An 18,773-nucleotide genomic window follows, 5' to 3' on the forward strand; every position below is an offset into this window, starting at 1 on the left:
CTCCGAGGCCGTTCCCCCGAGGGGCCCCGCTCAGCAGGGGGAGCCCGACGGGCGGGGTGAGGGCTTGGTCAGCGCAGTGAGCGCCTTGTCGGCGTCTCCCGCCTTGACCAGGTCCTTGAAGGCCGAGCCGATGATCAGATCGACATCCTTGCCGCCACGGGTGTCGTTCTTGGCCGGGGCCCCGGCGAGCTGGGTGCCGAGCACCCGGAGGGCCCCGTCGGCGGAGGCCGGTGCGCCCAGGAGTATCCCCGGCGTCTTGACCTTCTTGTCGTACGGCTTCGGGGCGTTCCCCACGTCCCCGATCTTGAAGCCGCGCTTCTTCAGCTCGTCGGCGGTGTCCTTCGCGAGCCCCGAGCGCTTGGTCGCGTTGAAGACGTTCACGGTGATGTCGGACGGCTTCGGCAGCTTCTTCGCCGCCGTACGGGTCGACGACCCGGTGTCCCGGTCGTGGCCCTTGCCCGGCTCGCGCTTGCAGTCCGCGCTGCCGCGCGCCGCGCGCACCGTGTCGCCGCCCTTGCCGCCGCCACCGGAGAAGACGTCGATGAGCTGAAGCGTTCCCCAGCCGACCAGGCCGAGTGCCACGACCGAGCCGAGGGCCGCGAACACCAGGCGTCGACGGCTCCGGGGTCGGCGCATACGCGGGTAGCGGTCGCCCGTGATCCGGTACTTTCCGCCCATGCCGGGAGGGGTCAGCATGCTCATGTGCGCAGCGTAGTCCGGCCTGGTGACGATGCCTACTAAATGATCAATGGTTCGTCTGCAGTCCAACCCGAAAGGGCCAATGCGAAGGCCCGGCCGCCGCCTCGCGGGGGTGGCGTCAGTCGAGCTCCAGGACGCGCGCGTGCAGCACCTGGCGCTGCTGGAGCGCGGCGCGCACGGCGCGGTGCAGCCCGTCCTCCAGGTAGAGGTCGCCGTCCCACTTCACGACGTGGGCGAAGAGGTCGCCGTAGAACGTCGAGTCCTCCGCGAGCAGCGTCTCCAGGTCGAGCTGCTGCTTCGTCGTGACCAGTTGGTCAAGACGTACCGGGCGTGGGGCGACATCCGCCCACTGGCGGGTGCTTTCCCGGCCGTGGTCGGGATAGGGCCGACCGTTTCCGATGCGCTTGAAGATCACACGGAAAGCCTACCGGGCAAGCGGCTTCCGGCGCAGCCAAGGCGCGGGAGTGCCAGGCCGGGGGGCCGGGAGGGGGTTCGGGCGCACGCTGACACACGCCGACAAAAGGGTGAATTTTTCTTTAAAGGGGACTAGTCGCCCAAGGGGGTCAGGAGTAACCTGAATAGCAGCCTGCGGGGCGAGCGAGGGAGCTCGACCGGAGAGGCGTTCAGGACAGAGGGCTTTGGTCCTCCGGAGCGTTTCGTTGACGGCCGGGCTGAGAGGCCGGAAGGTCGGGGAGACCGGAAGGCGACCTCCAGCACCTGATCCGGACAATGCCGGCGAAGGGAGCCCACCTCGCAGGTTCTGTGCTGCCCGGTTGCGGTGGCCTCCCGTGCGCCCAAGCATGGCCGCATGCGCTGTCTGGTCACCGGGGCCACCGGGTACATCGGCGGCAGACTCGTGCCCGAGCTGCTGGACGCGGGGCACGCGGTGCGCTGTGTGGTCCGCTCTCCGGGGAAGCTGCGCGATCACCCCTGGGCGGGGCGGGTCGAGATCGTACGCGGCGACGTGACCGACGAGGAGTCCGTCCGGGCGGCCATGGCGGGCGTGGACGTCGCGTACTACCTGGTGCACGCGCTGGGCGGCGGGCCCGGCTTCGAGGAGACCGACCGTCGCGCCGCCCGCGTCTTCGGCGAGCGGGCGCGGGCCGCCGGGGTCCGGCGGATCGTCTACCTCGGCGGGCTGACCCCGGCCGGGGTCCCGGACCGCGACCTCTCCCCCCATCTGCGCTCCCGCGCCGAAGTGGGCCGCATGCTCCTGGACTCCGGGGTGCCGACCGCGGTGCTCCGGGCCGGTGTGATCATCGGGTCGGGCTCGGCGTCGTTCGAAATGCTGCGCTATCTGACCGAACGGCTACCGCTCATGGTCACCCCGCGCTGGGTACGCACCCGCACCCAGCCGATCGCCGTCCGCGATGTGCTCCGGCTGCTCGTCGGCTGCGCCGCCCTGCCGGACGGGGTGAGCCGGGCCTTCGACATCGGCGGCCCCGACGTCCTCACCTACCGGGACATGATGCGGCGGTACGCGGCCGTCGCCGGGCTGCCCCGGCGCGGCATCCTGCCGGTGCCGGTGCTCAGCCCGGCGCTCTCCAGCCTCTGGGTCGGCCTCATCACCCCCGTACCGGGCGCCCTCGCACGGCCCCTCGTGGAGTCCCTGCGGCACGAGGTGGTCTGCGCCGAGCGGGACATCAGGCGTTACGTCCCCGAGCCGCCGGGCGGCCCGCTCGGCGTGGACCGGTCCCTGGAACTGGCCCTGCGGCGCATCCGCGAGGCCGACGTGGCCACCCGCTGGTCCTCGGCCGCCACCCCCGGCGCCCCCAGCGACTCGCTGCCCACCGACCCCGACTGGGCGGGCGGCACCCTCTACACCGACCACCGCCGCCGCGCCGTGAACGCCTCCCCGCAGGACGTCTGGCGGGTCGTGGAGGGCATCGGCGGCGAGAACGGCTGGTACGCGTTCCCCCTCGCCTGGGCGCTGCGCGGCTGGATCGACACCCTGATGGGCGGCGTCGGCCTCCGCCGCGGCCGCCGCGACGCGGCCCGGCTGCGGGTGGGCGACAGCCTCGACTTCTGGCGCGTCGAGGAGGTCCTGCCGCCCCGACTGCTGCGGCTGCGGGCCGAGATGCGGCTGCCGGGTCTGGCGTGGCTGGAGATGCGGGTGGACCGGGACGGGGAGGGCCGGACCATCTTCCGCCAGCGCGCCGTCTTCCACCCCCACGGGCTGGCCGGGCACGTCTACTGGTGGGGCGTCTCACCGTTCCACGCGCTGGTGTTCGGCGGAATGGCCCGCAAGATCGCTGCCAAGGCCGAGTCGTCTGTGTGCCGTTGACCGGTTCCCGGGGCGCGCTGTCGCCTGCGGCGAGCGGTTGTTGTTCCCCTGCCCCGCCCCTTCCCGAAACCGGGGCTCTGCCCCGGGCCCCGGACGGCCCGGTCCGCGCCGCACGGGAAGCGGTCATCGGCCACCGCGCCGACGGGGTGTTGCGGGGCCGGGGTGCCGTGCGGGCGTTGCTACGGGGGCTCGGCGCGGGGCGTCCGGCGGCTGCTCACCTGGCGGGCGCGGGGGTGCGCGGGTGCCGGGGCTGCTGGTGCTTGCGGTGGCTCGCGCTGCGGGACGACGTACACGGCCCGACCTGCGCGGGCGGGGCCCTGCGCGGCAGCCTGGGCCCGCAATATCCCGCCCGGTCAGGCGGGCCGTTGCGGCGCGCGTGGCGCGGGCCGGGGCTCTTTCGGGGCCCGGGGCAGAGCCCCGGTTCGGGGAGGGGCGGGGCTGGGGAACAACGGCCGCACCGTCCACGGCCAGCTGCTTGCCGGGTGGGGGCGGGGGCCTGGTTTCGCCGGTCCGCTAGCGCAGGCCGTTCAGGGTGAGGGGGAGGTGGCGGGGGCCGCGGAGGACGGCGTTTCGGCGGTAGGGGGGCGGGTCTTCGAGGAGGCGGGGGTTTTCCAGGCGCTGGGCCAGTGCGGTCAGGGCCAGCTGGGCTTCCAGGCGGGCCAGCGGGGCGCCGAAGCAGCTGTGGATGCCGCTGCCGAAGCCGAGGTGCTGGTTGTCGCGGCGCTGGGGGTCGAAGCGGTCGGGGTCGAGGAAGCGCTGCGGGTCGCGGTTGCCGGAGGCCAGGACGAGCCAGACGGGGGCGCCCTTGGGGATCGTCACCCCGGCGATGTCGATGTCCGACAGCGGGGTGCGCTGGGGGAGCAGCTGGACGGGCGGGTCGTAGCGCAGCAACTCCTCGACCAGGGGGACGGCCAGATGGGGCTTGGCGCGCAGCCGGGCCAGGACATCGGGGTTGCGGAGCAGGGCGAGCATGCCGTTGGTGATCAGGTTGACGGTGGTCTCGTGGCCCGCGACCAGCAGCAGCGCGGCGGTGCTCAGCAGCTCGGTATGGGACATCGGGCCGTCCGGGCCGTGCCCGGCGACCAGGGCGGAGAGCATGTCGTCGCCGGGGGAGCGGCGGCGTTCCTCGATCAGTTCGGAGAGGTAGCGGCCGAGTTCGGCGCGCGCCTGGTGGGTGACACGGCGCCGTTCGTCGGCGTCCTGCTCGGGGTCCGGGTCGAGGCTCGCGGCGAGGGTGTCGGCCCAGGCGTGGAAGCGGGGTTCGTCCTCGCGCGGCACGCCCAGCAGTCGGCAGATGACGGTGACCGGGAAGGGGTACGAGAAGTCGTCGACGAGGTCGATGCGGTCCCGGTCCCGGAAGCCGTCGATCAGTTCGTTGACGATGCGGGTCAGCTCGCCGCGCATGGCGTGGATGCGCCGGGGCGTGTGCGGCGGGCCGAAGGGGGTCATGGCCAGGCGGCGCAGCCGGTCGTGTTCGGGCGGGTCGAGCTTCAGGAAGGCAGGCGGCAGCCCGGGGTCGTCCTCCTCGGCCTCGGTGTCCGCGTCGGCCGGTCCGCCCGCGAGGCCGGGGTCGAGGTTGCGCGCGTCGGAGCTGATGCGCGGGTCGTGCAGCAGGGCGTGGATCTCCCAGTAGGTGCTGACGATGTACGGGCCGTCCTCCTCGTGCACCACGGGTGTCTTCCGCAGTTCCGCGTAGATCGGGTACGGGTCGGCGCGGTTGGCGTAGTCGGTGATCTTCCGCAGGAGGGGGCCGTGGGCCATGGCGGAGTCCTTCCGGGGATCAGGGACGGGGATCAGGGACGGGGGCCGAGGCCGGGGATCAGTGGCGGGCGGGCGTGAAGGCGATCCGCCGGTCGGCGGGCGAGTAGCCGCTGAGCGTGACGGTCGGGCCGTGGGTGGGCAGCGTGGGGTCCGGGAAGTCGGCCGGGACCGGCCGCAGCCCTTCGGCGCGGCGGTCGACGGTGGTGAACGGCGGCGGGAAGGGCGCGGCGGTCTCGATCAGCCGCTGGTAGAACGCCAGCCACTTGCTCTGGTCGAAGGTGACGGCGGCGATGACGCGCCCCTGGTACCCGTAGACCGCGGTGAAGCGGCCCTCGGAGAGGGACCCCTGCGCGATCAGGATCTCCTCGCCCAGCGACGGCACCCCGACCGACTTGATGTTCACCCCGAACTGGGAGGACCAGAAGGCCGGGACCCACAGATGCGGTCGGCGGTCGGCGCTCGCGCTGATCATGTTGTGGGCGGCGGTCCCGGCCTGGGCGACCGCGTTGCCCCAGTGCTCCAGGGACAGGAACTGGTAGCCGAAGAGCGGATGCGGGGAGCGGGCCACGTCCCCGGCCACGAAGATGTCGTCGGTGACGATGCCGCGTATGTCGAACGCGCGGCAGCCCGCGTCGCAGGCGATGCCGCGGGGCCCGGCGCCGAGCCCGGACCCGGCCAGCCATTCGGTGTTGCGGGTGATGCCGAGGGAGACCACCGCCACGTCGGCGTCGAGGGCGGTGCCGTCGGACAGATGGGCCCGCCGCAGCCGCCCGGCCGCGTCGCCCTCCAGCCCGGTGACCATGACGCCGCAGCGCAGATCCACGCCGTGGGCGCGCTGGAGGTCGGCGGCGACCTGGCCGAGCACCCCGCCGAGGGCGCCGACCAGGGGGGTGGGGCCGCGTTCGGCGACGGTGACCGGCAGCCCCCGCTCCCGGCAGGCGGAGGCGATCTCCGAGCCGGTGAAGCCCGCGCCGATGACCAGCACCCGGCGCGGCCCGGCCGACAGCCTGCGGTGGAGCGCGGCCGCGTCCTCCCTCGTACGGAGCACGAAGACGCCGTCGAGCTCGGACTCCAGGGGATGCGGCCAGGGCCGGGCGCGCACCCCGGTGGTGATCATGAGCCGGTCGTAGCCGACCTCGTCGCCGTCGGCCAGCCGCACCCGACCGGCCGTCATGTCCAGCCCGGTGGCGGCGACGCCGAGCCGCCACGTCGCGTCGATCGCGCGGCGCCGGGGCAGCGCGGTGCGGTCGGCGGGGGACCGGCCCAGCAGCACCTGTTTGGACAGCGGCGGCCGGTCGTACGGCTCATGGGGCTCGTCGCCGATCATCGTGAGCGACCCGGCGAACCCCTCCTCGCGCAGCGTCTCGGCGGCCCGCAGCCCGGCCAGCGAGGCGCCCACGATCACGATGCGCCCCTCGCGCCGCAGGGTGTGCGGCGCGCCGTCAGCGGACACCGGAGAGGTCCTCGTCGTCGACGGAGACGTCCGAGACGTCGGAGCGGTCGGAGCGGTCCTCGTCGTCGACCAGGATGGCCTGGACCGGGCAGGCCGCGACCGCGCGCGCCACGTTCTCCCGCTGGGTCTCGTCCGCGTGCGGGGTGTAGAGCAGCGCCTCCTCACCGTGCAGGGTGAAGACGTCGGGGGCGAGAAACGCGCACTGCGCGTACCCCTGGCAGCGGTTGAGATCGACGACAAGCCTCATCGGGGCCCTGCCCTTCGCAACGCTCGGGTCGTCGGGTCGCCCCCTCCTCACGGCCCAGCATGGGCGAGGTGCACGGGGGCCGCGCGCACAGCCGGGCCAAAGGGGCGACGGGTGCGGGGGCGCAGTGTGCCAGTGGGGGCGGGGGCGTGAACCGTCGTACGCAAGAGCTGAGTCATTCCGCCCGTGGCCCCGCTGCCGCTACTACCGTGCGGGGAATGTTCCACTCCGCAGCCCTCTCCTCAACCCCACAAAGAGGCGGGATCGCCGCTGTCGGTTCCACGGGGTGGCGTATGTGATGAACATCTCGTCCTTACGTCGCGCGCGGCACACCCCCGCGCCCGCCCCCGCCTCCCCGCCCTCCGTGGCCCCGCCCCCCGCCGCTCCCCAGCAGCGTGACGCGTTCTTCGACAACGCCAAGTACCTGGCCATCGTGCTGGTCGCGATGGGGCATTCCTGGGAACCGCTGCGGAACGGCAGCAGAGCGGCGTCCGCCCTCTACATGTTCGTCTACGCGTTCCACATGCCGGCGTTCATCCTCATCTCCGGCTACTTCTCGCGGAACTTCGACCTCCGGCCGGACCGGCTGAAGCGTCTCCTCACCGGGGTCGTCGTCCCGTATGTGATCTTCGAGACCGTGTACAGCCTCCTCAAGGGCTGGGCGGGCGGCGACCTTTCGTACCCGGTGAGCCTGCTCGACCCCTGGTACCTGACCTGGTTCCTGATCGCGCTCTTCGTCTGGCGCGTCACCACCCCGGTGTGGCGGATCGCGCGCCATCCGGTGCCGCTCGCGCTCGCGATCGCCGCGCTGGCCTCGTGTTCGCCCGACATCGGCGACGATCTCGACCTCCAGCGGGTGCTGCAGTTCCTGCCCTTCTTCGTGGTCGGACTGCGCATGCGGCCGGAGCACTTCCGGATGGTGCGGCGGCGGGAGGTGCGGCTGCTGGCCGTGCCGGTGACGGCCGCCGCGCTGGTCTTCGCCTACTGGGCGGTGCCGCGCATGAACGCCGGGTGGTTCTACCACCGGGACAGCGCCCAGGAGCTGGGGGCGCCGTGGTGGAGCGGCGTGGTGATGACGTTCGCCCTCTTCGGCTGCTCCATGGTGCTCACCGCGTGCTTCTTCGCCTGGGTGCCCGGGCGGACGAGGTGGTTCACCGCGCTCGGCGCCGGGACGCTCTACGGGTACCTGCTGCACGGCCTGCTCATCAAGGGCTCCCACTTCGCGGGCTGGTACGACCCGGCCTGGCTGCACACCCCGGCGGGCGCGATCGTGGTCACGGTCGTCGCCGCGGCGGTGGTGACGGCGCTGTGCTCCCCGCTCGTCCAGCGGATCTTCCGCTTCGCGATGGAGCCGCGGATGGAGTGGGCCTTCCGGCCCGCGGCGGACGTGGGGTCCGGGTCCGCTGCGTCCGGGTCCGCCGGGTCCGGGTCCGCCGAGTCCGGGGCTGCGAAGGCCAAGGCCGTAACCGGGTCCGGGTCCGGGCCGGGGTCCGAGGCGCCGGGGTCCGGATCGCCGGGGGCCGCCGCCGGGGCCGGTCCGCGGGCGCTCGTTCCCGGGGCCGCCGCGACGGCGCGGGCAGCCGTCCCGTCCCAGGCCACGAGACCGCCGCACTAGCCGCCGCACCGGCACGTGAGCTGCCCGTTCCGGCCCCCGCCACCGCCCATACCGCCGTGGCGGGGGCCGGAAATGATCGCACGTTCATATGACTGATGGGGCTGTCGGATAGGCCGTCAGGACCCTGGGTAGGGCCGAGCCGACCAGCCCGCGGGGCCTGTTGACGGCCGCGGGCAACCGTCGCACGGAGAGGTGTCGGCCCAGCAGTGACACAGCCCTTTCAACTCCCCGACTTCTACATGCCGTACCCGGCCCGGCTGAGCCCGCATGTCGAGGCGGCGCGGGAGCACTCCACCCGGTGGGCCCGCGAGATGGGCATGCTCGAAGGCTCCGGCATCTGGGAGCAGGACGACCTCGCCGCCCACGACTACGCCCTGCTGTGCGCCTACACCCACCCCGAATGCTCCGCCGCGGAGCTGGCGCTGATCACGGACTGGTATGTGTGGGTGTTCTTCTTCGACGACCACTTCCTGGAGCGGTTCAAGCGTTCGCAGGACCGCGAGGGCGGCAAGGCGTATCTGGACCGGCTCCCGCTGTTCATGCCGATGGACCCGGCGGCCGGGATGCCGGAGCCGGTCAACCCGGTCGAGGCGGGGCTGAAGGACCTGTGGGTGCGGACGGTGCCCGCGATGTCGCCGGACTGGCGGTCCCGGTTCCGGGAGTCCACGGAGAATCTGCTCAACGAGTCGCTCTGGGAGCTGTCCAACATCAACGCGGGCCGGACACCCAATCCGGTGGAGTACATCGAGATGCGCCGCAAGGTCGGCGGCGCCCCGTGGTCGGCGGGGCTCGTGGAGCACGCCGTGGGGGCCGAGGTCCCGGCGGTGATCGCGGAGTCGCGGCCGCTGCGCGTGCTGCGGGACGCGTTCGCGGACGCGGTGCATCTGCGCAACGACCTGTTCTCGTACCAGCGGGAGATCGAGGACGAGGGCGAGCTGAGCAACGGTGTGCTGGTCCTGGAGACGTTCCTGGGCTGCACCACCCAGCAGGCGGCGGACTCCGTCAACGACCTGCTCACCTCGCGGCTCCAGCAGTTCGAGAACACCACCTTCACCGAACTGGCCCCGCTCTTCGCCGAACACGGCCTGTCCGTGGCGGCCTGCGCGGACGTCATGGCGTATGTCAAGGGGCTCCAGGACTGGCAGTCGGGCGGCCATGAGTGGCATATGCGTTCCAGCCGCTACATGAACGGTGGAGGGGCCGGGAGCGAGCCCGCCTGGTCGCCGTTCTCGGTGAACGGCCTGGGCACATCGGCGGCAAACCTGTGGCTCACCACCGGCCGGGCGGAGCGGGCCAGGGCGCGCGGTTTCAGCCATGTGCCGTATTCGCGGGTCGGGCCGTCCCTGCTGCCGGACTTCGCCATGCCGTTCACCGCCCGGCTCAGCCCGCATCTGGACCGGGCGCGCCGCAATCTGGTCGCGTGGTCGCACCGGATGGGCATCCTCGGGCCCCAGCCCGGCATTCCTGGCTCGGACGTCTGGGACGAGCGCAGGCTGCTCGCCGCCGACCTTCCGCTGTGCGCGGCGGGCATCCACCCGGACGCGTCCCCCGACGAGCTGGACCTGACCTCGGGCTGGCTCGCCTGGGGGACGTACGCGGACGACTACTATCCGCAGCTCTTCGGCCGGAGGCGGGACCTCACCGGCGCCAAGGTGTGCAACGACCGGCTGAAGACCTTCATGCCCCTCGACGCGGGCCCCACCCCCGCACCGGCGAGCGGGCTGGAGCGCGCCCTCGCCGACCTGTGGTCGCGTACCGCGGGGCCCATGGAGGAGGACGGGCGCCGCGCGTTCCGCCAGGCTGTCGACGACATGCTGGACAGCTGGCTGTGGGAGCTGGCGAACCAGGCGCAGAACCGCATCCCCGACCCGGTCGACTACGTCGAGATGCGCCGCCACACCTTCGGCTCCCACCTCACCATGAGCCTGTGCCGACTGGCCTACGGGCGCCGCGTCCCGCCCGAGATCCACCGCAGCGGGCCGGTCCGTTCGCTGGAGAACGCCGCCATGGACTACGCCACGCTGCTGAACGACGTCTTCTCGTACCAGAAGGAGATCGAGTTCGAGGGCGAGGTCCACAACGGCGTCCTGGTCGTGCAGAACTTCTTCGACTGCGACTATCCGACCGGGGTGGCCGTCGTCCACGACCTGATGGACTCGCGGATGCGGCAGTTCCAGCATGTCGCGGCCCATGAGTTCCCGGTCCTGTACGAGGACTTCGGGCTGTCGGCGGAGGGCCGGGCGGCCATGGAGGGGTATGTGCGCGACCTCCGGAACTGGATGACCGGGATCATGACCTGGCACCGGGAGGTCGCCCGGTACCGGGAGGAGGAGCTGCGGCACGGGGCCGGGGCGCCGCGGCTGCCGCTCGGCCCGACGGGGCTGGGCACGTCGGCCGCGCGGCTTCCGGTGGGCGCGGGCCGGTAGCCGCCGGGTCCGTCCGGCGCCCCGTCTTGTCCTGGCGGACAAGGCGGGGCCGCCGCATGTTGGCCGCCCGTGACGAAGCCGGGCGCGGGGCGGGGTCTGTTGAATGCCGCGCAGTCCCCTCGCGCCCTGGAGGTACCGTGTCGCGGCGCAATCTGCTCGTCCTTCTGCCCGTGGTCCCGGCCCTGGCCCTGCTCGCGTCGGTGTGGCTGCCGTTCGTCAACGCCGAGCGGCTGTGGTTCGGGATGCCCTCGCTGTACGTATGGGTCGGCGGCTGGGTGCTCGTCCTCACCCCGGCGCTGGCCGCCGTCGAGTGGGGGCTGTTCCGGCACCGTGAGCGGGTGGCGGCGGGTGAGGCATCGTGAGTGTCGTCCTCGCCGTCTCGCTGCTGGGCATGTGCGCCCTCGCCCTGTGCGGCTTCCTCGGCCGGACCGGGCGCTCCGCCGACCTCGCCGAATGGGCCGTCGGAGGGCGCGACTTCGGCACCTTCGCCATGTGGTTCCTCCAGGCGGGCGAGGTGTTCACCACCTTCAGCTTCCTCGGGGTCGCGGGGGTCGCGTACAGCGGCGGCAACGCCGCCACGTACGCCGTCGTCTATCTGGCGCTCGCCTTCCTGCTGCTCTACTTCGTCCAGCCGAGGCTGTGGCGGCTGGGCAAGGAACGCGGCTACCTCACCCAGGCCGACTACTTCACCGACCGCTACCGCAGCCCGCTGTTCGGCAAGGTCGTCGCCGTCATCGGGCTGGTCTTCCTGCTCCCCTACATCCAGCTCCAGCTCACCGGGCTCGGCATGGTCGTCGGGCTGGCGACGGGCAGTACGGCGTCGGGGCGGCTGAGCATGGTGCTGGCCTCCGTGCTGACGGCGGCCTTCGTGCTGTGGTCCGGCATCCGTGGTTTGAAGAACAGCGCCTACTTCAAGGACATCCTGACGGTCGGCGTCATCGCGGTGCTCGCCGTCGTCGTGCCCATGACTTACGTCGGCGGCGGGGTGGGGGAAGTGTTCCGGCGGGTCCACGAGGCGCAGCCGCAGCTGCTGACCGTGCACGGCGGGGCGCAGGACCAGGTGTGGTGGACGACGAGCGTGCTGGTCTCCGCGATCGCGGGCGGGATGATGGCGACGCCGCACCACTGGCCACCGCTGATGGCCGCGGCCGGGCCGCGGGCGATCCGGACGAACAACGTCTTCATGCCGCTGTACCAGGTCGCGCTGATGATCCCGATCATGGTCGGGCTGACCGGGGTGGTCGCGAAGGTCGACGGCGACGGCGACGGGGTGCTGCTCACCCTGGCCCAGGGCGCGCTGCCGGACTGGGCCACCGGGCTCGTCGTGGTCGCCGCGGCGGCCTCGGCGATGGTTCCGGCCGGGGCGATGTGCATCGGCATCTCCACCCTGGTCGCCCAGAACCTGCTGCCCGCGGGGCGGGAGTCGGCCCGGATGCGGGTCAACCACAGCGTCGTCGTCCTGGCCATCGGCCTCGCCCTCACCCTCGGCATCCTGCGGCCCGGGCTCCTGGCCGACCTGCAGTTGCTCACCGTGAGCGGCTTCATCCAGCTCGTCCCCGGCCTGCTCGCCGTCCTCGGCGCCCGGCGCCTGCTCACGGCGCGGGCCGCGTTGGCCGGGCTGGCGGCGGGGGAGGCCGTGGTGGTGTGGCTGACGCTGGCCGAGGTGGATGTGCGGCACGTGAACGCCGGGCTGGTGGGGCTGGGGGTGAACGTGGCGGTGGCGGCACTGGCCCACCTCCTCACCCGCCGCCACCCCGCCGAGCCCCTCCCCGGGGCCGCCGCCCCGGCCCCTGCTGCTGCGGCGGCCACCGCCGCGAGCCACCCCGACGAATCCCTCCACGGCTAGCCGCCGCCGGTGGCCGCGGGGTCCGGGGGCTTCCCCCACCCCGCCCCTTCCCGCAGCATCCGATGTGCGGCTCCGCCGCGCGGCAGGGCTCCGCCCCGGGCCCCGGTCCTCAAGCGCCGGACGGGCTGGAAACCAGCCGGCCCAAGGGGCGGAGGCGCCGGCCCGGAACGGCACGGCCCGCCGCGGCGTACCGCTGTCCGGCCGGGGGGCCGGGGGCTCCGGAGCGGGGACGGGGAGCAGGGTTTGCCCCGGGACGGGGTGCGGCGGCTCTTCAGAACCGCCGCACCCCACCGCAACGCCCCGCGACACGGCCCCATGGCCCAGCCGCTGCGGGGTCCAGAGGCGAAACCCTGGTTCGGGAAGGGGCGGAGAAGACCGCCGCACCCCGCCGCAACGGTCCGGGACACGGCCCCTTGAGCCAGGCGCCTGGCACAGCCGCTGCGGGGTCAGGGGCGCAGCCCCTGGTTCGGGAAGGGGCGGGGTGGGGTCAACGGGCCGCACCCCGGGCGCGTTCGGCGGGGTGCGGCGGCGCGACCGCTCGGGGGCGCTGGTGGGCGGTTGGCGTGGCGCCGTGCTGACGGGCCCTGTTCCGGCGGCCGCCTTCCGTCGCGGGGTGTTGCGCACGGGGCCTCGGCCGGGGTCCAGGGGCTGTGTCCCTGGGTACGGGAAGGGGCGGGGCGGGGACAATTCGATGAGCTACGAGAGTGAGCAACCGTGACGGATCACGACGACGAGCTGTGCCACAAGACCGCCCTGGAGCTGAGCGCCCTGCTGCGGCGCCGTGAGCTGTCGGCGCGGGAGGTGGTGCGGGCGCATCTGGACCGGATCGAGCGGGTCAACCCCGGCGTCAACGCGATCGTCACCCTCGTCGCGGACCAGGCCCTCGACGCCGCAGCGGCGGCCGACGAGCGGATCGTGGAAGCAGGGACGGACGGGGTGGGGGCGCTGCACGGGCTGCCCATCGCGCACAAGGACACCCACAACACCGCGGGCATCCGCACCAGCCACGGCTCGCCCCTGGCCGACGGCATACCGGACCAGGACGACCTGATCATCGAGCGCATCCGGGAAGCCGGGGCGATCACCCTCGGCAAGACCAACGTGCCCGAGTTCGCCGCCGGTTCGCACACCTTCAACCCCATCTTCGGCGCCACTCACAACCCGTACGCACCCGACCGCAGCGCGGGCGGCAGCAGCGGGGGCGCGGCCGCCGCGCTCGCGAGCCGCATGATTCCGATCGCGGACGGCAGCGACACGGGCGGGTCGCTGCGCAATCCGGCCTCGTTCAACAACGTGGTGGGGCTGCGCCCGTCCCCCGGGCGCGTCCCGACCTGGCCCGCGTCGAACGCGTGGACCACGCTCTCGGTCAAGGGCCCGATGGCCCGTACGGTCGCGGACACCGCGCTGCTGCTGTCCGCGATGGCGGGCCCGGACCCGCGGTCGCCGATCGCGCTGGAGGAGCCGGGGGCCCGGTTCGCCCGGCCGCTGGACCGGGATCTGGCCGGGCTGCGGGTGGCCTGGTCGCCGGATCTGGGCGGGCTGGTGCCGGTGGAGCCCGAGGTGGCGGCGGTCGTGGAGGCGTCGGCTGGGGTCTTCGAGGACCTCGGGTGCGTGGTGGAGCGCGCGTGCCCGGATCTGTCGGAGGGCGAGGAGGTGTTCCGTACGCAGCGGGCCTCGCTGTTCGAGGTGGCGTTCGGCCCGCTGATGGACCGTCACCCCGAGGACCTGAAGCAGACGATCCGGGAGAACGCGGAGGTGGGGCGGCGCCTCACCGGGCCCGAGGTGGCCCGGGCCGAGGTGCTGCACACCGCGCTCTTCCACCGCGTCCGCGCGTTCTTCGAGCGTTACGACGTGCTGCTGCTCCCGGTCAGCCAGGTGCCGCCGTTCGACATCGGCATCGAGTACCCGGCCGAGGTGGCGGGGGTGGCGATGCGGGACTACCTGGAGTGGATGCGTTCCGCGTACCTGGTCACGGCGACCGGCAGCCCCGCCCTGTCCGTCCCGGCCGGGTTCACCCCCGGCGGGCTGCCGGTGGGCGTCCAGATCGTGGGACCGCACCGGGCGGACTTCGCCGTCCTCCAGATCGGCCACGCCTTCGAACAGGCCACCGGGTACGGGAAGCTGCGCCCGGAGGCGATCGGGTAGCCGGGTACACCGAGGAAAAGGGGGATGGTCAGCGGTCGACCCGCCGTGGATAATCTCCGCCTTGGAGCATCTCGGTGCATCTCGGAGCATCCATACGGTCCGGCCCGGGTAAGTCGCCCCGGAACCGGCGGCGCGCTCAGGAGCGGAGGAGCCATGTACGACGACTCCGCGGACGGCCTCTTCGCCCTCGCCGGCACCATCGCCGGGATGGTCGGCGGGCCGGTCACCATCGAGGACGACGCGTCCGAGCTGATCACCTACTCGCCCGGCCAGGAGTACTCGGACGAGGCCCGCGTCGCGACCATCCTCAGCCGCCGGGTGCCCGACCGGTACCGGCCGCTGCTGCGCAGCGAGCGGCTGGACGTACGGCTGGCGGGCTCGTCCTCCCCGCTCTACGCGGACTTCCGCGACGTCCGCGCGCCCGGGGTGCTGCCGCGGGCGGTGATGCCGATCCGGGTGGACGACCTGTCCGTCGGCTCCATCTGGGCGATCGTGCCCGCCGCGCCGTCCCGGGAACAGCGGGCGGCGCTGGAGGAGTCGGCCGCGCTGGCCGCCCCGGTGCTGGCCCGGCAGATCGCGCGGCGGCGCGGGGAGGAGGCGCGGCGGGCCACGGCGGTACGCGCACTCCTGGCCGGCGGGGCGGAGGCGGCGGAGGCCGCCGCCGAACTGCCGCTGCCGCCCGGGCCGCTGACCGTCGTCGCGCTGCGGCCGATGGCCCCGGCCCCGTCCGGCGAGCCGCTGCGGCGCGCCCTCGCCGGGCTCAGCGGGCTCGCGGACGGCGGGGTCCACGCGGAGGCCGACGGCGCGGGCTACGCCGTGCTGCCGGTGCGCGACGAACAGCGGCCCGCACGCGTGGTCCGCGAACTCCAGGACCGGGCCGGGCTGGTGGCCGGGGTGGGCCGCACCGTCCCCGCGCCGGACCTGCTGGACCGCTCGCGGGCCGACGCCGACCTGGTCGTCCGGCTGCTCACCCGGCTGGGCGGCACGGCCGGGGCCGCCGCCCACATCCGCGACGTCCACCTGGACGCGCTGCTCATGCAGACGGCCGATCTCGCCGACGAGGCCGGGCACGACCCGCTGGGCGCGATCGCCGACCTGGAGCGTTACGACCGCGAGCGCGGCACGGACCTGCTCGACAGCCTGGCGCGCTACCTCGCCGCCGGAGAGGACGCCCGGCTGGCCGCCCGCCAGTTGCACGTCCACCCCAACACCCTGCGCTACCGGCTGCGACGGGCACACGAGATCGCCGGACTCGACCTCGCCGACCCGGCCGCCAAGTTCGAAATCCAACTGCGCCTGCGCCTACGGGCCCTCCGCCACCGGTAGCCCCACCGGACCGCCGCCCGGCATGTCTTGTGCCGGGCGACAACGCGTGCCCCCGCGTCATCGGTCTCGCGGACAGTGCGGTCGGGGTTCCCGCCTGGCGATGATGCGTACGCACGCGCAACAGCGGGGGAATTCAGGGGAATCCAGGGGAGGGGAACGCCACCGTGTCCACACCACGCAGTGCCGTCGTCGTCGGTGCCGGGATCGTCGGGCTCGCCACCGCGTGGTCTCTGCAGAGCCGCGGGGTCGAGGTCACCGTCGCCGAGCGGCGGGTGCCCGCGGCCGGGGCTTCGTGGGGGAACGCGGGGTGGCTGACGCCGGCGCTCGCGTTGCCGCTGCCCGAGCCCGCCGCGTTGCGGTACGGGGTGCGCAGTCTGGTCTCGCCGACCTCGCCCGTCTACATTCCGCCGCGGGCCGATCCGCGGCTGGCCCGGTTTCTGCTGTCGTTCACCCGGCACTGCACCCCGCGCCGCTGGCGGGTGCTGGCCACCGCGTTCGCCACGCTGAACCGGCACGCGCTCGCCGCGTACGACGACCTGGCGGCGGGTGGCGTCCAGGAGCCGACCGTGCCCGTGGACCCGATGCTGCTCGCCTTCGGGACGGCGGCCGAGCGGGCGGGGATGGTCGAGGAGCTGGAGCATGCCCGGGCGGCGGGTTACGAGGTTCCGTACGAGACCCTCGACGGCGACCGTGCGCGGTCCCTGGAGCCGGTGCTCAGCGACGCGGTCGGCGCGGGCATCGCGCTGCACGGCCAGCGGCGGCTGAATCCTGGGAACTTCGTGCGGGCGCTGGCGGACGCGGTGCGGACACGCGGCGGGAAGATCGTGGAGCGGGCCGAGGTGTCCGGGATACGCGACCTGGGGACGGGCGTCGCGGTCGGCACGTCGCGGGGCGACCTGCGCGCGGACGTCGCCGTCGTCTCCACCGGGGCGTGGCTGAACCGGCTGGTCCGGCCGTTCGGGGTGCGGGTGCCCGTGCAGTCCGGGCGCGGGTACAGCTTCAGCGTGCCCGCCGCGGGCGCACCGGCGCGCCCGACGTATCTGGCCGGGCAGAAGGTGGTGTGCACCCCGCTCGGCGACGGCCGGGTGCGGGTCGCCGGGATGATGGAACTGGCGCCTCCGGAGCGGCCGGTCGACCCGCGCCGCATCCAGGCGATCATCGCCGCGGCCCGCCCGCTGCTGCGGGACGTCGACTGGGACGCCCGTACCGACGAATGGGTCGGCTCACGCCCGTGCACCGCCGACGGTCTGCCGCTGGTCGGCCCGACCGGCTCGCCGCGGGTGTACGTGAACGGCGGCCACGGCATGTGGGGCGTGGCCCTCGGCCCCCTCACCGGCCGACTGCTGGCGGACGCCATCGCGACCGGCACCGCCCCCGCCGAACTGGCCGCGCTGCACCCCCTGCGCTGACGTTTCAGGGGCGCGCGGCCGGTTACCCGGTGCGGCGACAGCGTCGAAAGGAGTCACCGATGAGCACCGTGCGGGAGACCGTCGAGGTGGAGGTTCCGCTGCACACGGCCTACAACCAGTGGACGCAGTTCACCGAGTTCCCGCGGTTCATGGAAGGCGTGGACCAGGTGACGCAGGTGGACGACCGGCACAACCACTGGTCGACCTCGATCGCCGGTGTGCACCGTGAGTTCGACACCGAGATCGTCGATCAGCTTCCCGACGAGCGCATCGCCTGGCGCACGACCTCGGGCGATGTACAGCAGCAGGGGCTGGTGACGTTCCGGTCCCTGGACGACCGGCACACCGAGGTCAACCTGGCCCTGGTCTTCGAGCCGAACGGAATGGCGGAGAAGGCCGCGGACATGACCGGGACGCTCGACCGCCGCATCAAGGGCGATCTGCACCGGTTCAAGGACTTCATCGAGCACCGGGGCCAGGAAGAGGGCGGCTGGCGGGGCCGCATCAGCCCCGGCTGACGGCCGCATCAGCCCCGGCTGACCGAGCCCGAGTCCGTCCCGTCCCCGAGGGCGTCGGCCCCGATCATCTGAGCGGGCCGACGCCCTCGCTCGCGTGCGCCCCGGCCCCACGTACGCCCTTGCCCGGCCGCCGTACCGGGCGCAAGCTGGTCATATGGGTACTCCAGGAGGCCCTACGCTGATCACCTCCGTGCAGCGAGCCTTCCGCCTGATGGAGGCCGTCGGCGCACATGAGGGCGGTGCCCCGGCGAAACAGCTGGCACGGGAGGCCGGGCTGCCGCTGGCCACCGCGTACCACCTGCTGCGGACCCTCGTCCACGACGGCTATGTGCATCGGCTGCCCGACGGCGGCTTCGTCGTCGGCGACAAGCTGCACACGCTCCAGGTCGGCAGCCGCGGGCAGGCGCTGCTCAACCGGGTGCGGCCGACGCTGGCCGGGCTGCGGGACACGCTGTCGGCGGCCGCGTATCTGACCTTCTACGAGGACGGCGAGATCCGGGTCGCGGAGATCGTCGACAGCCCGCGGGCGCCGCGGGTGGATCTGTGGGTGGGGTTCGAGGACGCCGGGCACGCCACCGCGCTCGGCAAGTGCGTCCTGCGCGAACTGGACGACGAGGCCCGCGGCGAGTACCTGTCCCGGCATCCGCTCGCCGATCTCACCCCCCGCACCGTCACCCGCCCCGCCGAGCTGCTGCGGCGGCTGGACGCCCTGGCCGCCGGTGCACCGGTCACCGACCTGGAGGAATACGCGCTGGGGACGGTCTGCTTCGCGGTGCCCGTGTACAGCGGGGACCGGCTCGGCTCGCTCGGGGTGTCGATCCGGGCCGGTCAGGCGGACCGGACCGCGCGGCTGGAGGAGATACGCGAGCGGCTGCTGCCGACGGCCGACCGCGTGACCAGGAGTCTTTCGCTCACCATCTGATCGCTCGGTGATCGCTCACTATCTGAAATTCCGGCCCTTGTCGCCCGGTGCGAACCGCTGGTTCTCTGGAGGAAACGGACAAAGCCCGTATTCCCCGAGAGCGAGAGAGAGCAGTCGACCCGGAC

15 protein-coding genes and 1 riboswitch are annotated in these 18,773 nt (G+C 73.3%); of the genes, 10 read left to right on the forward strand and 5 right to left on the reverse strand.

What is annotated here, in order from left to right; all coding sequences use genetic code 11:
* Positions 1–30 precede the first annotated feature (30 nt).
* Positions 31–702, reverse strand: a complete 672-nt coding sequence (locus ABZ370_RS00330; protein WP_358614556.1) for a LytR C-terminal domain-containing protein — start codon at positions 700–702, stop codon at positions 31–33.
* A 115-nt stretch (positions 703–817) separates the two neighbouring features.
* Entirely contained in the window at positions 818–1,114 is a 297-nt protein-coding gene (locus tag ABZ370_RS00335; RefSeq protein ID WP_009716657.1) for a type II toxin-antitoxin system VapB family antitoxin, read from the reverse strand.
* Between the two features lie 174 nt (positions 1,115–1,288).
* A riboswitch (TPP riboswitch) is annotated at positions 1,289–1,460 on the forward strand.
* A 47-nt stretch (positions 1,461–1,507) separates the two neighbouring features.
* Here ABZ370_RS00335 and ABZ370_RS00340 point away from each other — a divergent pair.
* On the forward strand, positions 1,508–2,983 hold the full coding sequence (locus ABZ370_RS00340; protein WP_358614558.1) for an SDR family oxidoreductase: 1,476 nt from the start codon (positions 1,508–1,510) through the stop codon (positions 2,981–2,983).
* Positions 2,984–3,496: 513 nt separating this feature from the next.
* Here the strand turns inward: ABZ370_RS00340 and ABZ370_RS00345 are convergent.
* The 3 genes from ABZ370_RS00345 to ABZ370_RS00355 are packed head-to-tail and all read right to left on the reverse strand — an operon-like array spanning position 3,497 to position 6,444.
* On the reverse strand, positions 3,497–4,744 hold the full coding sequence (locus ABZ370_RS00345; RefSeq protein ID WP_358614560.1) for a cytochrome P450: 1,248 nt from the start codon (positions 4,742–4,744) through the stop codon (positions 3,497–3,499).
* A 58-nt stretch (positions 4,745–4,802) separates the two neighbouring features.
* The gene (locus tag ABZ370_RS00350; RefSeq protein WP_358614562.1) at positions 4,803–6,197 is read right to left on the reverse strand and encodes an FAD-dependent oxidoreductase; all 1,395 of its coding nucleotides are present in this window, start codon (positions 6,195–6,197) and stop codon (positions 4,803–4,805) included.
* Entirely contained in the window at positions 6,187–6,444 is a 258-nt protein-coding gene (locus tag ABZ370_RS00355; protein ID WP_358614564.1) for a ferredoxin, read from the reverse strand. Before ABZ370_RS00355 ends, ABZ370_RS00350 begins: the two co-directional genes overlap by 11 nt.
* 295 nt (positions 6,445–6,739) lie before the next feature.
* On the opposite strand from ABZ370_RS00355, the gene ABZ370_RS00360 reads away from it, so the two are divergent.
* From ABZ370_RS00360 to ABZ370_RS00400, 9 genes are all read left to right on the forward strand, one after another.
* Positions 6,740–8,056, forward strand: a complete 1,317-nt coding sequence (locus ABZ370_RS00360; protein ID WP_358614566.1) for an acyltransferase family protein — start codon at positions 6,740–6,742, stop codon at positions 8,054–8,056.
* 206 nt (positions 8,057–8,262) lie between these two features.
* Complete coding sequence (locus ABZ370_RS00365) at positions 8,263–10,482, forward strand: family 2 encapsulin nanocompartment cargo protein terpene cyclase (RefSeq protein WP_358614568.1); 2,220 nt, start codon at positions 8,263–8,265, stop codon at positions 10,480–10,482.
* A 137-nt stretch (positions 10,483–10,619) separates the two neighbouring features.
* On the forward strand, positions 10,620–10,844 hold the full coding sequence (locus ABZ370_RS00370) for a hypothetical protein (protein ID WP_358614570.1): 225 nt from the start codon (positions 10,620–10,622) through the stop codon (positions 10,842–10,844).
* A complete protein-coding gene (locus ABZ370_RS00375; RefSeq protein WP_358614572.1) occupies positions 10,841–12,328 on the forward strand; it encodes a sodium:solute symporter family protein in 1,488 nt (495 codons plus the stop codon). Before ABZ370_RS00370 ends, ABZ370_RS00375 begins: the two co-directional genes overlap by 4 nt.
* A gap of 714 nt (positions 12,329–13,042) precedes the next feature.
* Complete coding sequence (locus ABZ370_RS00380) at positions 13,043–14,473, forward strand: amidase (RefSeq protein ID WP_358614574.1); 1,431 nt, start codon at positions 13,043–13,045, stop codon at positions 14,471–14,473.
* Between the two features lie 153 nt (positions 14,474–14,626).
* Positions 14,627–15,799, forward strand: a complete 1,173-nt coding sequence (locus ABZ370_RS00385; RefSeq protein WP_358614576.1) for a helix-turn-helix domain-containing protein — start codon at positions 14,627–14,629, stop codon at positions 15,797–15,799.
* A gap of 164 nt (positions 15,800–15,963) precedes the next feature.
* A complete protein-coding gene (locus ABZ370_RS00390; protein WP_358614578.1) occupies positions 15,964–17,208 on the forward strand; it encodes an FAD-dependent oxidoreductase in 1,245 nt (414 codons plus the stop codon).
* A gap of 59 nt (positions 17,209–17,267) precedes the next feature.
* Positions 17,268–17,726 (forward strand): SRPBCC family protein, encoded by a 459-nt coding sequence (locus ABZ370_RS00395; protein WP_358614580.1) that lies wholly within the window; start codon positions 17,268–17,270, stop codon positions 17,724–17,726.
* A gap of 154 nt (positions 17,727–17,880) precedes the next feature.
* A complete protein-coding gene (locus ABZ370_RS00400) occupies positions 17,881–18,648 on the forward strand; it encodes an IclR family transcriptional regulator C-terminal domain-containing protein (protein ID WP_358614582.1) in 768 nt (255 codons plus the stop codon).
* The last annotated feature ends 125 nt before the right edge of the window (positions 18,649–18,773 follow it).

This window comes from Streptomyces sp. NPDC005962, assembly GCF_040629205.1.
GTDB lineage: Bacteria > Actinomycetota > Actinomycetes > Streptomycetales > Streptomycetaceae > Streptomyces.